Origin of the sequence: Streptomyces sp. NPDC050418 (assembly GCF_044458745.1) — a bacterium.
Taxonomy (GTDB): Bacteria; Actinomycetota; Actinomycetes; order Streptomycetales; family Streptomycetaceae; genus Streptomyces.
Genome location: NZ_JBITIG010000012.1, coordinates 15,971 through 29,642 on the forward strand (window position 1 = coordinate 15,971; position 13,672 = coordinate 29,642).

Annotated in this window: 13 protein-coding genes; 4 read left to right on the forward strand and 9 right to left on the reverse strand. The window is 72.4% G+C overall.

Annotation, left to right across the window (positions count from 1 at the left end):
- Positions 1-85: 85 nt before the first annotated feature.
- Positions 86-1,315: a PucR family transcriptional regulator gene (locus ACIBI4_RS27085; protein ID WP_399206674.1), complete on the reverse strand. Its 1,230-nt coding sequence runs from the start codon at positions 1,313-1,315 to the stop codon at positions 86-88.
- Between the two features lie 205 nt (positions 1,316-1,520).
- On the opposite strand from ACIBI4_RS27085, the gene ACIBI4_RS27090 reads away from it, so the two are divergent.
- Positions 1,521-2,186 carry a pirin family protein gene (locus ACIBI4_RS27090; RefSeq protein ID WP_399206919.1) on the forward strand — a complete coding sequence of 222 codons (666 nt, stop codon included), beginning with the start codon at positions 1,521-1,523 and terminating at the stop codon, positions 2,184-2,186.
- Between the two features lie 187 nt (positions 2,187-2,373).
- A complete protein-coding gene (locus tag ACIBI4_RS27095) occupies positions 2,374-3,033 on the forward strand; it encodes a DUF4232 domain-containing protein (RefSeq protein ID WP_399206675.1) in 660 nt (219 codons plus the stop codon).
- Here ACIBI4_RS27095 and ACIBI4_RS27100 read toward each other — a convergent pair.
- Positions 3,019-3,621, reverse strand: a complete 603-nt coding sequence (locus tag ACIBI4_RS27100; protein ID WP_399206676.1) for a GNAT family N-acetyltransferase — start codon at positions 3,619-3,621, stop codon at positions 3,019-3,021. The two genes, ACIBI4_RS27095 and ACIBI4_RS27100, sit on opposite strands and share 15 nt — an antisense overlap.
- Positions 3,622-3,677: 56 nt before the next feature.
- Positions 3,678-4,496: a serine hydrolase domain-containing protein gene (locus ACIBI4_RS27105; protein WP_399206677.1), complete on the reverse strand. Its 819-nt coding sequence runs from the start codon at positions 4,494-4,496 to the stop codon at positions 3,678-3,680.
- A gap of 124 nt (positions 4,497-4,620) precedes the next feature.
- Here ACIBI4_RS27105 and ACIBI4_RS27110 point away from each other — a divergent pair, with 124 nt between their 5' ends.
- Together ACIBI4_RS27110 and ACIBI4_RS27115 are read left to right on the forward strand one after the other, a co-directional pair.
- The gene (locus tag ACIBI4_RS27110) at positions 4,621-5,136 is read left to right on the forward strand and encodes a MerR family transcriptional regulator (RefSeq protein WP_399206678.1); all 516 of its coding nucleotides are present in this window, start codon (positions 4,621-4,623) and stop codon (positions 5,134-5,136) included.
- Positions 5,137-5,140: 4 nt separating this feature from the next.
- Positions 5,141-6,151: an aldo/keto reductase gene (locus ACIBI4_RS27115; protein ID WP_399206679.1), complete on the forward strand. Its 1,011-nt coding sequence runs from the start codon at positions 5,141-5,143 to the stop codon at positions 6,149-6,151.
- A gap of 110 nt (positions 6,152-6,261) precedes the next feature.
- Here ACIBI4_RS27115 and ACIBI4_RS27120 read toward each other — a convergent pair whose 3' ends face one another.
- The 6 genes from ACIBI4_RS27120 to ACIBI4_RS27145 form a co-directional block, all read right to left on the reverse strand.
- A complete protein-coding gene (locus ACIBI4_RS27120; RefSeq protein ID WP_399206680.1) occupies positions 6,262-7,578 on the reverse strand; it encodes an acyltransferase in 1,317 nt (438 codons plus the stop codon).
- A 51-nt stretch (positions 7,579-7,629) separates the two neighbouring features.
- Positions 7,630-8,760: an alpha/beta hydrolase gene (locus ACIBI4_RS27125; protein WP_399206681.1), complete on the reverse strand. Its 1,131-nt coding sequence runs from the start codon at positions 8,758-8,760 to the stop codon at positions 7,630-7,632.
- 254 nt (positions 8,761-9,014) lie between these two features.
- Entirely contained in the window at positions 9,015-9,692 is a 678-nt protein-coding gene (locus ACIBI4_RS27130; RefSeq protein WP_399206682.1) for a response regulator, read from the reverse strand.
- A gap of 37 nt (positions 9,693-9,729) precedes the next feature.
- Positions 9,730-11,067 carry a sensor histidine kinase gene (locus ACIBI4_RS27135; RefSeq protein WP_399206920.1) on the reverse strand — a complete coding sequence of 446 codons (1,338 nt, stop codon included), beginning with the start codon at positions 11,065-11,067 and terminating at the stop codon, positions 9,730-9,732.
- 191 nt (positions 11,068-11,258) lie between these two features.
- A complete protein-coding gene (locus tag ACIBI4_RS27140; protein ID WP_399206683.1) occupies positions 11,259-12,116 on the reverse strand; it encodes a DUF4429 domain-containing protein in 858 nt (285 codons plus the stop codon).
- Between the two features lie 184 nt (positions 12,117-12,300).
- Positions 12,301-13,491, reverse strand: coding sequence for an alpha/beta hydrolase (locus ACIBI4_RS27145; protein WP_399206684.1), 1,191 nt, complete (start codon positions 13,489-13,491; stop codon positions 12,301-12,303).
- Between the last annotated feature and the right edge of the window lie 181 nt (positions 13,492-13,672).

The following is a 13,672-nucleotide window of genomic DNA, read 5'->3' on the forward strand; positions in this document are numbered from 1 at the left end:
ACACTCTCTCTTGTGGACGGTGGGCGACGCCCGTGGGGACAGGGACGAAGAACAGTCAGGGGAATTGTCGAGGCCCGACAAAAGTCTAGGACTGCGGATCTCCGTCGGCCAGACGCCCCAGGATCAGCGCGATACGCAGCGTGAACGCGGAGCGCACATCCGAGGGTGACCAGCCGGTGACGTCCGTCACACGTCGGAGCCGGTAGCGGACGGTGTTGGGGTGCACGAAGAGCATCCGGGCCGCGCCTTCGAGGCTGCTCGCCTGTTCCAGATAGACGCTCAGCGTCTCCAGGAGCGCCGAGCCCGCCTCCTCCAGCGGTCTGTAGATCTCCTCCACCAGCTGCTCGCGCGCGGCCGGGTCTCCGGCGATGGCGCGCTCCGGCAGGAGATCGTCCGCGAGCGCGGGCCGCGGGGCGTCCTGCCAGGCCGCGCACGCCTTGAGTCCGGCGGCCGCGGCCTGCGCGGACCGCGTGGCGGCGAGCAGGTCGGGGACGACAGGACCGGCGACCACGGGACCGGCCGCGTACGGGCCGATCAGCGCCTTCGCGACGGCCAGCGGATTGTCGCTGCCGCCGGCGATGACGACCAGACGGTCACCGAGCACACCCGTCAGGACCTGCAGCTTCGCGTGCCGCGCCGCCCTGCGGATGGCCTCGACCGTGAGCTCGCTGTCGCCGTCGGGTGCGGTGCCGAGGACCACGCACACGTGCTCGGGGGAGTTCCAGCCGAGCGCCGCGGCGCGGCTGACGGCGCCCTCGTCGGCCTCCCCGGACAGGACGGCGTTCACCACGAGCGATTCGAGCCGCGCGTCCCAGGCGCCGCGCGCCTCGGCCGCCTGCGCGTAGACCTGGGCGGTCGCGAAGGCGATCTCGCGGGCGTAGACGAGCAGCGCCTCGCGCAGCACCGACTCGTCACCGGGCGCCGCGACCTCGTCGATCGCGGACTCCATGACCTCGATCGTGGTCCGCACCATCTCCACGGTCTGGCGCAGCGTGATCGCCCGCGTCAGCTCGCGCGGCGCGGTGCCGAAGACGTCGGTCGAGATCGCCTGCGGGGCGTCGGGGTGCCGGAACCACTCGGTGAACGCGGCGATACCGGCCTGCGCCACGAGCCCGATCCACGACCGGTTCTCCGGCGGCATCGCCCGGTACCAGGCCAGCTTCTCGTCCATGCGCGCGATGGCCTGCGCGGCCAGGCTGCCGGACGACTTCTCCAGGAGCTTGAGCGTGGCGAGATGCGGATGGACCCGGGGCGGACCGGCGTCGGCCGGGGTCGCTCCGGAGTCGGGGCTCGGGTTCGCTGCGGATTCGGGCACGGGACAAGACTGCCTTATCGGGGCGCCGCGGCTGGGTGGCGGGTCGTGATCGGAGTGGACGGAGCCCGGCGGCGGCGTCACCGTGGACCCGGGTGTCCGCGGGCGTCCCCGGGTGTCCCCGGGCGTCCCCGGGCGTCCCCGGGCGGGTGGTCGGTGTGCGAACCGGGCGGACCGGGCGCGCGGCCCGGCTACCGTGGGGGGCGTGATGGATGTACGGCGCTCCGGCGATCGGTACCGCGGCGGGGAGCCGGCGGACGGCATCGCGTCCCTGCACGCGTTCTCCTTCGGGCCGCACTATGACCCGGACAACCTCCGCTTCGGACCGGTCATCGCCTGCAACGAGGAGCACCTCGCGCCGGGCGCCGGCTTCGACGAACACCCCCACAGCCACACGGAGATCGTCACGTGGGTCGTCGAGGGCACCCTGACCCACCGCGACACGGCGGGCCACGAGACGGTGGTGCACGCCGGCGACCTGCAGCGGCTCAGCGCGGGCGGGGGAGTACGGCACGTCGAACGCAATGACGGCGACACACCGCTGGTCTTCCTGCAGATGTGGCTCGCCCCCACGACCGCGGGCGGCGACCCCTCGTACGAGATCGTCCGCGGCATCGCCGACTCGACGCCGTACGCGGTCCCGGCCGCGGGCGGCCTGCTCCACCTGCGCCGGCTGCGCCCCTCGGAGCGCACGGAGGTGCCCTCGGCGGCGTTCGTCTACGTGCATGTCGTACGGGGTGAAGTCACCGTCGCCGACACGGAGTTGGCGGCCGGGGACTCGGCCCGCGTCACGGACGCGGCGTCGTACGAGCTGACGGCGACGACCGGGGCCGAGGTCCTGATCTGGGAGTTCGCGGCGGCCCAGGACGCCTGACCGCCGGGAGGGGCCGGCGCCGCCGTGCCGAGGGACGGCAGCAGGGCGCAAACGAGGCGTTAGCCGGACGTGAGCGGCGGGCGGGATGCTTCAAGTGTCAGCAGGTCAAGCGGGGTAGCGGCGCGCCGCACGTTCCGGGCCACGCCTGCACTTCCGTACTCGACCGCCATACATTCGGGGAATTCACATGCGTACGACGCTCCACTCCCGCAAGCGCACCGCCGCCGTGGGCGCAGCACTCACCGCCGTCCTCACCCTCGCCCTCACCGCCTGCAACGGCGACGACACCGCGTCGGGCAGCACGCCGGACGGCCCGACCGCGTCGGCGGGCCAGGCGGGTGGCACCGGCGGGGCGGACCAGGCGGATCAGGGCGCCGACACCGGCGGGAGCGACCAGGGCTCCGAAGGCGGCGCCGGCATGGCCGACGTGTGCCGCACCGACGTGCTCGACGTCGCCGCCGCCGACAACACCACGGACACGACGGAGGGTGTCGTCACCGTCACCTTCAAGAACATCGGCGCCGCCGGCTGCCGTATCAACGGCTTCCCGGGCGTCGATCTGAAGACGTCCCTGGGCGACACCTTCTCCGTGGAGCGCAACGGCGAGCAGGCCGTGCCGCAGGTCCTCCAGGAGGGCGAGACCGCCGCAGTCAACCTCACGTTCCCGGTCAACAACAGCGGCGGCTCCGGTGTGCGGCTGACCGACATGGTGGTGACGCCCCCGAACGAGACCCAGCCCGTCACCCTGACGTGGCCGGCGGGCTCGCTCGCCGTCACCGACGGCGAGGACGGCGGGAAGGTGCAGGTCGGCCCGGTGGTCAAGGTCAGCGACTCACCGGCGGGCTGACGCGGTGTCCGCCTCGCGCCACATCCGCCACATCGGCGGGCTCGACCGGTAGGTCATCTCCTCCTGCACGGTGAAGCCGTGCCGCTTGTAGAACGTCAGGTTCCGCTCGTTGCTCGACTCCAGGTACGCGGGCTTGCCCGAGGCGTCCGCCTGGGCGAGCAGCGCGCCGAGGACCGCCGAACCGCGGCCGGTACCGCGGGCCTTGGAGTGCGTCCCGATGAACTCCAGGTACCAGTGCTCGGGTTCGACGGGGTGCTTGCGCTCCATGGACTGCAGCATGCCGAGCAGCAGCGGCAGCCGGGTGCGGCCCGTCCGTACGAGCACGGGGAAGTGCCGTACGAGATCGCCCGTACCGACCTTCCACTCCCCGGGCGGACACCACACGGCGGCCACGGTCCGGTCGATATCGGTCCACAGCCGCCCGCGCTCGGCATTCATGGCCAGCAGATCCCGGAAGAACCTCTGCAGCCTCGGCACCCGGTCCTCGGGAACGAGCCACTCCCAGACCGGATCGTCCTCATAGGCATCGGCCAGCACATCGGCGAGGGCGTGGACGTCGGCTCGGGTGGCGCGGACTATGTCAGCCATGGGGCCAACCTAGGGCCTGTCCGGCGGACCGGACAGGCCCTAGCCAACCGGCGCTCTCAGCGCGCCCGCAGCTCCCCCAACACCGCATCCGTGAACGGCGGCCAGGCCTCAGCGGCCCACGGCCCGAACGGACGGTCCGCGAGGGCGACGCACGCGGCGCCCGCGTCCGGGTCCACCCACAGGAATGTGCCCGACTGCCCGAAGTGTCCGAAGGTCCGAGGCGAGGACGAACTCCCCGTCCAGTGCGGTGACTTGGAGTCCCGGATCTCGAAGCCGAGCCCCCAGTCGTTGGGCTTCTGGTGCCCGTACCCCGGCAGGATCCCGGACAGACCGGGGTGCACCACGGACATGGCCTCGACCACGGTCCGCGCGTCGAGCAGCCGCGGCGCCTGCAGCTCCGCCGCGAAGCGCAGCAGGTCGGAGACCGTCGAGACCCCGTCCTTCGCGGGCGAGCCCTCCAGCGAGGTCGCCGTCATGCCGAGCGGCTCCAGGACCGCCTGGCGCAGATACTCGGCGAACGGGATGTCCGCCGCCTTCGCGATGTGGTCGCCGAGCACCTCGAAACCGGCGTTGGAGTACAGCCGCCGCGTCCCGGGCGGCGCCGTCACCCGGTGCTCGTCGAAGGCGAGCCCGCTGGTGTGCGCGAGCAGGTGCCGCACGGTCGACCCCTCGGGCCCGGCCGGCTCGTCGAGCTCGACCGCACCCTCCTCGTACGCGACGAGCGCGGCGTAGGCGGTCAGCGGCTTGGTCACGGAGGCGAGCGGGAAGCGCCGTGTCACGTCGCCGTGCGTGCCGACGACGGTGCCGTCCGCCCGGACGACTCCGGCCGCGGCGCCGGGGACCGGCCAGTTCTCGATGAGGGCAAGGCTCTGCATGCCCACGAGCCTACGGTCCGGCCGGCCCGACCACCTCGGAGCCCCCACGACCCGGCACCCGGTGGCGCGGTCACCTCGGATATGACTTGCCTGGAGTGCACTCCAAGGTTCTAGCGTGGTGGTCATGACGGTGATGGAGAGCACCCCCGTACCGATGAGCACTCCCGTACCAGCCCTCGACCCCGCGACACCCGTACTCGCCCCCGAGTCCCCGGTGGACACCTGCGCCTCCGGTCCGCGGCCGCACCCCCGCCCCGACGGCCGGGACCGCTACACGATCAGCGAGGTCGCCGCGTACACGGGACTCAGCGCGCACACCCTGCGGTGGTACGAGCGCATCGGTCTGATGCCGCACATCGACCGCTCCCACACGGGCCAGCGCCGCTTCACCAACCGCGACCTCGACTGGCTCTCCTTCGTCGGCAAGCTGCGGCTGACCGGGATGCCGGTGGCCGACATGGTCCGCTACGCGGAGCTGGTCCGCGAGGGCGACCACACCTTCGACGAGCGGCAGCAGCTCCTGGTCAGCACGCGGCGCGACGTCCTCGCGCGGATCGCCGAGCTGCAGGGGACGCTCGCCGTCCTGGACTACAAGATCGAGTTCTATGGTGGCGCCCCCGCGGCGCCGGAGAGGTCCTGAACCCATGAGCACCATCGCGACGGCGCAGCTCGGCACCGACGGCCCTGAGGTCTCCGTCCAAGGCCTCGGCTGCATGGGCATGAGCTTCGCCTACGGGCCCACGGACGCCGACGAGGCACGTGCCACCCTCGACCACGCCCTGGACCTGGGCGTCACCTTCTACGACACCGCGGACATGTACGGCGCCGGCGAGAACGAGAAATTCCTCGCCCCGTTCGTGCAGAAGCACCGCGACGAGATCGTCCTCGCCACCAAGTTCGGCATCGTCATCGACCCCGAGGACCCGGCGAAGCGCGGCATCAACAATGACGCCGCGTACATCCGCCAGTGCATCGAGGGCAGCCTCAGCCGCCTCGGCGTCGACACCATCGACCTCTACTACATGCACCGCCGCGACGTGAACGTACCGATCGAGGACACCGTCGGCGCGATGGCCGAGCTGGTCGCCGAGGGCAAGGTGAAGCACCTCGGCCTCAGCGAGGTCACCGCCGACGAGCTGCGCGCCGCGCACGCGGTGCACCCGATCGCGGCCGTGCAGTCGGAGTGGTCGCTGTTCAGCCGGGACATCGAGGAGCACGTGGTGCCCGCGGCCGCCGGGCTCGGCGTCGCCCTCGTCCCGTACTCGCCGCTCGGCCGCGGCTTCCTCACCGGCTCCTTCGCCAACGCGACCAGCGACCTCGGCCAGGACGACTTCCGGCGGACGATGCCGCGCTTCACCGGCGACAACGCCGCCGCGAACGCCGCCCTGCTCGCCCCGCTCCGCGCGGTCGCCGAGTCCCGCGACGCGACGCCGGGGCAGGTCGCCCTCGCGTGGGTGCAGCAGCAGGCGCAGGTGCACGGCCTGACCGTGGTGCCGATCCCCGGCACCCGCAAGCGCAGCCGTATCGAGGAGAACACCGCCGCGACCCGGTTGATCCTCACCGAGTCCGAGCTGGAGCTCCTTGAGCCGATCGCCGCCCAGGTGCAGGGCGGCCGGTACGCGGACATGTCGTTCACGTCGGCCGGACGCGAGTAGCGGCCGGTGCGGGCACTCCCGCCCGCAGGCATACGTGACGAAGGGGCGCCCTGCCAACCGGCAGGGCGCCCCTTCGCCTGGTGGACCCCGTCCCGGGCCGGACGCGCCGCTCACGCCAGACCCAGCGCGAACACCGCGAACCCGGCGGCGAGCAGACCCGCCGCCACCCGCCGCATCCGGGCCGCACGCGAACCCACGGCCCACGGCGCCTCGAAGCGCCGGGCCCACGCGCCGAGCGCGATGAGCAGCCCCGCGAACACCGGCAGCCAGGCGATGCGCGCCGCGATCCAGGCGAAGGTCTCGGGCGCGGTGGTCAGCCCGCCGACGGTCCCGAAGAACGAACCGACGGTCGCCGCACTCCACATCGCCGTCTGGTGCCAGCACAGGATCGTCATTGCCGACAGGTTGATGACCACGACCGGCGCCCACAGCGCGGGCCGCTTCAGAAGCCGCCCGAGCCGGTCGCGCAGCAGGATCGCGGCACCGCTCTGCGCGGCGGCCAGGGCGAGCACGAGCAGCGACGGCGGGTGCGAGTTGGTGCGGGCCTCACCGGGGACGCCGACCATCGACGCCGGGTAGTGGAAGGCGATCAGGAGCAGCGCGAACAGCGCCGTACCGCCGACGAGCAGCAGCCACGCCCCACGGCGGCCGAGCTTCTTCTCGCCCCAGCTGACGCCCAGTTGGTACGCGAACATCCAGCCCGGCAGCAGGTTGAGAAGGCTCAGCCAGGACGGCATGGAGTCGCCGAAGGGTCCGTACCGCAGGAAGTCCACGACGGCGACCGAGCCGAGCAGCGGCGCGGCGGCCCAGGCGCCGAGGCGTTCGGCGGCGCGGACGCAGTACGGGGTGAGCGCGGTGATCACCGTATACACGCCGACGAACCACAGCGGCTGGATGACCAGCGTCGCCCCGGTGTGCAGCGTCGTGCCGGACACGCCCAGCGCGTAGAGCACCGGAAGCGCCGCCGCCCACACCGCGGTCACGCCGAGGACGGGACGGCCCAGACGCGCCACGCGGCCGCGCAGCCAGCCGCCGGTGGACTCGCCGCGCGCCAGCGAACGGCGGTACGACAGGACCGAGGCATAGCCGCCGACCAGGAAGAAGATGCCGAGCATCTGCAGCACCCAGCTCGCCGGCGCGAGAAACGCGAAGCTCGACAGGGGGCTGGCGTTGGTCAGCGCCCCGTCGCCGTCGAGCCGGAAGCCGCCGAGCAGCCAGTGCCCGAGCGGCACGGCGAGAAGCGCGAGGGCACGCAGCCCGTCGATGGCGCGGTCGCGGTGCTCGGGGGTGCGGGCGTCGATGCTCGCGGCGGTCTTGCGGAGCGTGCGGAGTGCCTTGGGAGACCTGGACTTCCTGGTCGTCTCGGTGGTCTCGGCCGTACGAGCTTCGGGGGCTGGTCGCGGGGCGAGTGCGGTGTTCGTGGTCATCGGGAGGTCCTCGAATTCCTGAGAAGTACGGGGGGTTGGCGGGGGAGGCGCTCAGGCCTGCTCGTCCAGGGCGATCCGCGCGAAGGCGCGCAGGGAGTCGGTGCCGGGCGCGAAGTAGCCCGTGTGGCCGTCGACTTCGGCCGTCGGTACGGTGCGGGCGCCGAACGCGGGGTCCGCGGGGTCCTCGCCGTGGCCGAGCCCCAGGAGCTCGACGTTCGGCACGTTGTCGATCCAGTCGTCGGATGCCTTCGCGGCCCAGACCTGCGCCTTCGTACCGAGGTCCGCCACGTCGTCGGCCCGCATCCCGGGCGAACCGGCCACGACGAGGTCGGCGGCGGGCAGGTCGGACGCGGCCTCGCCGCAGACCACCGAGCCGTAGCTGTGGCAGAAGACCGCGGGGCCGGGGGCGCCGGCGGCCGTCAGGCCCTGGACGAACCGGGCCAGACGCGGGGCGCCCGCCTCGGCGAGCCGCCCGGTGGCGGCGTCCGGGCCGATGCCGACCGGTGTGGTGTACCCGGCCCACGCGATGACCGCGCCGCGGTGCCCGGTGGCCGCGTACAGGGAACGGGCCATGCCGGTGGGGGTGCCGTACGGATCGGTCGTACGGTCGAAGGTGTTCAGGTCGATGTCGGAGCCCGGCACGATCACCGAGACATGGCGCGCGCCCGCCAACTCCCCGTACACCTCGGCGACCTGGCCGCGGCCGCGCGGGTCGAAGGCGAGGATCTGCCGGCCGGGCGCGAGGAGCGCGCCGTAGCGCTCGGCGCGGGCACGGGCCGCGTCGCGGTCACGCGCGGGAAGCGTCGTGTCCTCGGCGCGGGAGAGCTGCTTGGCCCGCTCCTCCTTCAGGGCGCGGGCGTTGGCCTCGTACCGCAGGGTGACGGGGGCGCCGTCGAGGTTGCCGACGACCAGCGGGTGCCGGTCGGCGAGACCCTGCCGCTCGCTCCCGCTCAGCGAGGCGAAGAACGCGGCGACGGCGGTGGGCTTCGCGGTCGCCGGGTCCGGCAGCCGCTGCCCGAGCGCACGGTCGGCGCGCCAGGAACTGACGCCCGGGACGGGGCCGGTGACGGGCGTCTGCTGGTTGCCCGCGGCCCAGCCGGCGGTGCCCGCGACGAGCGTCGCGCTGAGCGCGGCGGCGACCAGAGTCCTCTTGCCGCGCACCTTCCAAGCCTGCAGCCCCATGGCCCGTCTCCCCTTCGCTTCCATCCGTCGTCCTGCTGACGGAGGGAAGGTAGGAAGACGGTGGGTGGCGGGTCGTCACACCCCGGAGCCAAGCTGCGACTGATACCCCAGTACTAGGGGTGCTAGTGGACTCCTCCAGCTGTGGGCAGTCGTGCCGCAGGGCGGCACGGGTGGGCACAGCGGCACCCCGGCAGGCGCCAAGTCAACGACCCGCGCCACCAACGCAGCGGCACCGGCACCGCACGAGACCAGGGCTACTGGTCCCCGGGAACGACAACCCCAGCCTCATACGCGAAGATCACCAACTGCGCCCGATCCCGAAGATCAAGCTTCGACAGCACCCGCCCGATATGCGTCTTGACGGTCTGCTCGGCCAGCACCAGATGCGCCGCGATCTCCTGGTTCGACAGCCCGCGCGCGATCAGCTCGAGCACCTCCGCCTCCCGCGGCGTCAGCCCGTTCAGCTTGAGCGCGGGATCCCGCCGCTGCGCGGGCCGCTGCTTCGCGAAGTCCGCGATGAGCCGCCGCGTCACGGAGGGCGCAAGGAGCGCCTCCCCGGCCGCGACGATCCGTACCGCCGAGATCAGGTCCGCGGGCGGCGCGTCCTTGAGCAGAAAGCCCGAGGCCCCGGCCCGCAGCGCCTCGTACACGTAATCGTCGACGTCGAAGGTCGTGAGCATCAGGACCTTCGGGCGGTGCGTCACTCCGGGCGGCGGATCGAGCAGCTGCCGTGCAGCCTCCAGACCGTCCATCTCCGGCATCCGCACATCCATGAGTACGACGTCGGGGTGGGTGGAACGGCCGAGCTCCACTCCCTGCCTGCCGTCCTCGGCCTGTCCCACCACATCGATGTCGCTCTGCGCGGCGAGCAGCGCGGCGAACCCCGCCCGCACCATGGCCTGGTCGTCGACGATGAGCACGCGGATGGTCACGGTCTGCCTTCCCGGAACGGGGTAACGAAACGCCTGGTCAGCTCAGGGGAATGCGCGCCGCGACGCGGAACCCGCCGTCCCCGTGCGGGCCCGCGTCCAGCGAGCCACCGGTCAACCGTACGCGCTCGCGCATGCCCACCAGGCCATGCCCCGTACCCGAGGTCTCCAGGACGGAAAGCGGCTTGCGTGCGGGCCCGTTGGTGACCGTCACCCTCAACTCGCGGTCCTCGACATCCACTTCGACCAGCGCACCGGCGCCCGGTGCGTGCCGGATCACGTTCGACAGGGCCTCCTGCACGATGCGGTACGCGGAGAGGTCCACGGCCTGCGGCACCGCGCCGTCGAGACCCGGGCCGACCGCCAGCTCGACCTCCACACCGGCCCGCCGGGTCGCCTCGGCGAGCTGGTGCAGCCGGCCGAGCCCGGGCTGCGGGGTGCGCTCGGCCTGCGCCTCCTCGTTGCGCAGCACCTTGAGCAGCCGGCGCATCTCGGTGAGCGACTCGCGGGCGGCGGCCGCGATCTCGGAGAACTCGTTCTGCACCTCGGGCGACACGTTCGCGAGCCGGTACTGCGCCGTGTCCGCCTGCACCGTGATCACCGACATATGGTGCGCCACGACGTCGTGCAGCTCCCGGGCGATCCTGGCCCGTTCCTCAAGGAGCGTGCGCTGCGCGCGCTCGGCCGCGCTGATCGTCTCCTGCTCGGCCAGCTTCGCCTGCGCCTCGCCGCGCAGCCGCAGGGAGTACGTCACCACGAGCGCCACGCCGGCCAGGACCAGCATCAGGACCCAGGACCCGTCGCTGTTCTCCTGCGACAGCTGCTCGAAGAAGATCCCGCCCACGGCGGTGACCAGGAAGACCGCGATGAGTGTCCGCCGGCTCTCGCGCAGCCCGAGCAGCACCATCAGGAGCACGTACCCGACGATCACCGCCGGGGGCCAGGGCCAGGAGCGTCCGTCGATCTGCGCGCTCGCGTTCAGCGCGAACGCGCCGACGACATCCGCCGAGAAGATCACCCACCACGCGTGCAGCGGGCGGGTCAGGGCGAGCAGCAGCGGCAGCGTCTGGGCGACGGCGAGGCCGCCGGCGAGTCCGCCGCTGAGCTTGTAGTCCTGGACGAGCACCGTGACGGTGACCGGCAGCAGCGCGGCCACGAAGGCGAAGACGACGACGTACGGGGACAGCCGCACCCAGAGCTTGGGTGCCTGCGCGAGCGGCGCGCGCCCGGCGGCCGCCGGGGTGGTCAGCGCGATCCCGAACTCACGGAAGCCTTCCTTGACGGCACTCCAGTGCACCCGGGTCCCGTCTGCCGGGAGGCCGGGCGCGGTCGGGGAAGACCGCCCCGTGCTCCCGTCCTTCGGGGGCCGTACGCGCAGGCGCGCCAGCCGCTCCCGCAGCGCGAGGCGTCGGGAACCGGTCTCTTGGGTGCGCTCGTCGGGCGAGGGCCGCTGGGTGTCGTTCATGGCCTGATCAGCGTAGGCAGCGGAGCCGTCATCCGGCGTCATACCGCGGAGCCGCTCCGGAACTCATACCCCGGTATGACATCCGCCGTGGCCAGGCGGCCCGCTCAGAGTTCGGCGAGCAGCTCCGCCTTCTTCGACGAGAACTCCTCGTCGGTAAGGAGCCCCGCCCCGTGCAGCTCCCCGAGGTGACGGATCCTTTCCGCAATGTCCGCCGGATCCCGTCGCGCCGACGGCAGCGCCGCCGCGACCGCCGCCGTACCCCGCGCACGCGTCGCCGCGAGCACCGAGGCCGCGAACGGCAGCGACTCGTGCACCGGCCCGTAGCCGAGCCCGAACACGACCGCGGCCGGATCCTGGTCGGCCTGCGCGGGCTGGACGACCGAGCCGGGCCGCCGGATCAGCCGCAGATAGCCGTCGAAGATCTCCGGCGACCGCCACTCGACCCCGCTGAGATCGGCCAGCGGAAAGGTCTGGTCGCCCGCCTTCCACTTGGCCGACGAGGCCCCCGTCCAGAACCAGCGGAAGCTCACCGCCTTCCCGTCGAACGAGGCCTTCCCGTCGTACGCCTTGAAGTGCACCGGGCCCTCGGGCGGCGCCACGAGGAAGTGGTCGGCGGGCCCGGACGAGGCGGGCAGCAGCGCGCGCAGCTCGTCCCGGTAGTACTCGGCGAGCGTCTCGCGCTCGGCGGGCAGCACGAGCCGGTACGGGTCGCAGCCGTCCTTGAGCTGCCCGGCCGCCGTCTCCATCAACGGATCGGCGCCGGACCGCGGTACGGCATGCAGCACCACCGTGCCCCGCTTGCCGGGGGACAAGGTCACATCCGCCAACGCCCCATGCGGGATGCGGCGTTCACCGAGCGCCTGGAACAACTTCGGCGTCCTGATCCCCCGTTCGAAGCGGATGAGCACGGAGTCCGAGTCGAACTCCCAGGTGGCATGAAATCCGGCCAGTACGTCACCCATGCGGCTCATCGTATGCGGCATGCGCCTGTACGTCCCCCCTCGAAGCATTCCGGCGTCATCCCGGAATGACGGACTTCTACGCGCGTCGGCCAGGCCCGGTCAGTGCCTGGTGCCGCGCAACGTGCCCGGCGTACGCCGGAACGGAGACGTCCGGGTCAGGGAGCTCCGTATGGTCTGAAAGCCGTCACACCCGGGTGCGACAGGCATCCCCGCCGTCTGCGCAACTGACCTCGTCGAGACGGCCGACCCCGATGCGCGCGAAATTGCGCAGACTCTCCGTGCCCGGCTCGAAGTACCCGGTGTGCCCCTCGGCGTCCTCGGCCGAGAGCACGCGGGCGCCGAACTCCTCGGACACCGGGTCCACACCGTGGCCGAAGCTGCCGACCTCGAGGTGCGGCACGTCCGCGATCCAGTCGTCGGCGTCGCGCACCGCCCACACCCGTGCGTCGGTGCCGAGGTCGTCGGCGGTCTCGGCGCGCATCCCGGGGCTGCCCGCGACCGCGATGTCCCGGACGCGGGACGGGAGTCGGGGCGCCGCGAGTCCGCAGACGACCGAACCGTAGCTGTGGCAGTACAGCGCCGTCGGCGCCTTGCCGGGCAGTGCGCGCACCATCGCGTCGAGCCGTTCGGCGCCGTCCTGCGCCCGCCGTACGGTGAAGGCGTCCATGCCCACCCCGGCCGGCGCGGTGTAGTCGGCCCAGGCGATCACCGCGGTCTTCGTGCCGGGACTCTCGGCGCGCTCGGTGCGGTACAGCGAGCGGGACATGCCCGAGGTGGCCCCGTACCGTCCCCAGGTCTTCTGGAACGTCAGCAGGTCCGTGTCCACGCCGGGCACCACCACGGAGATCCGCTCGGCCTTCTCCAGGTCCCCGAGCACCTCGGCGACGCGGCCGCGGCCGGACGGGTCGAAGGCGAGGATGTCGCGGCCGGGGCGGAGCAGTGACTCGAAGCGGTTCGCCAGGCGCCCGGCCTCGCGTCTGCCGCTCTCGGTGAGACGGGTGTCGCGCATCCGCTCGCGCGCGGTGGGGATCGCCGCGCGCAAGGAGTGGCGGTTCGCCTGGTAGCGCAGCTTGACGGGTACCCCGTTGAGATTGCCGACGACCAGGGAGTAGCGCTTGGCGAGGCGCTTCTGCTGTGCGTCGTCGAGCGAGGCGAAGAAGCGGGAGATGCGCTGGGCGGGGGAGTCCGGGTCGGGCAGCTTGCGGCCGTCGATGCCACCGCGGTTCCACGCGTCGACCGCCGCTTCGAGCGGTGTCGACCGGCCCTTGCTGCGGACGGCGGTCCAGCCGGTGGCGGTCAGCATGACGAAGACGACGGCTACGGCGAGGAGGGCGCGCCAGACATTCAGGGAGGGCGTCGAGTCGAAAGAAGTCACGATCCGGCCACCCTAGGAGAACGGGGCGGCCCGCCGCACGGACCGTGGCGCGGATCACGTTACGTACCGGATGATCGGCCTAAAACGGGCACACCGCAGTGTGGTGATCACGGAGTGTAAGCGGAAGTTCCGGTTACAGGGCCGGTGGGCGCGAGCGCCGCGGATCGCTTACGGGGCCGGC

Coding starts and splice junctions, on each gene's coding strand:
- ACIBI4_RS27090 (WP_399206919.1), top strand. CDS start 1,521: ATGGATGTACGGCGCTCCGGCGATCGGTACCGCGGCGGGGAGCCGGCG.
- ACIBI4_RS27095 (WP_399206675.1), top strand. CDS start 2,374: ATGCGTACGACGCTCCACTCCCGCAAGCGCACCGCCGCCGTGGGCGCA.
- ACIBI4_RS27100 (WP_399206676.1), bottom strand. CDS start 3,621: ATGGCTGACATAGTCCGCGCCACCCGAGCCGACGTCCACGCCCTCGCC.
- ACIBI4_RS27105 (WP_399206677.1), bottom strand. CDS start 4,496: ATGCAGAGCCTTGCCCTCATCGAGAACTGGCCGGTCCCCGGCGCCGCG.
- ACIBI4_RS27110 (WP_399206678.1), top strand. CDS start 4,621: ATGACGGTGATGGAGAGCACCCCCGTACCGATGAGCACTCCCGTACCA.
- ACIBI4_RS27115 (WP_399206679.1), top strand. CDS start 5,141: ATGAGCACCATCGCGACGGCGCAGCTCGGCACCGACGGCCCTGAGGTC.
- ACIBI4_RS27120 (WP_399206680.1), bottom strand. CDS start 7,578: ATGACCACGAACACCGCACTCGCCCCGCGACCAGCCCCCGAAGCTCGT.
- ACIBI4_RS27125 (WP_399206681.1), bottom strand. CDS start 8,760: ATGGGGCTGCAGGCTTGGAAGGTGCGCGGCAAGAGGACTCTGGTCGCC.
- ACIBI4_RS27140 (WP_399206683.1), bottom strand. CDS start 12,116: ATGGGTGACGTACTGGCCGGATTTCATGCCACCTGGGAGTTCGACTCG.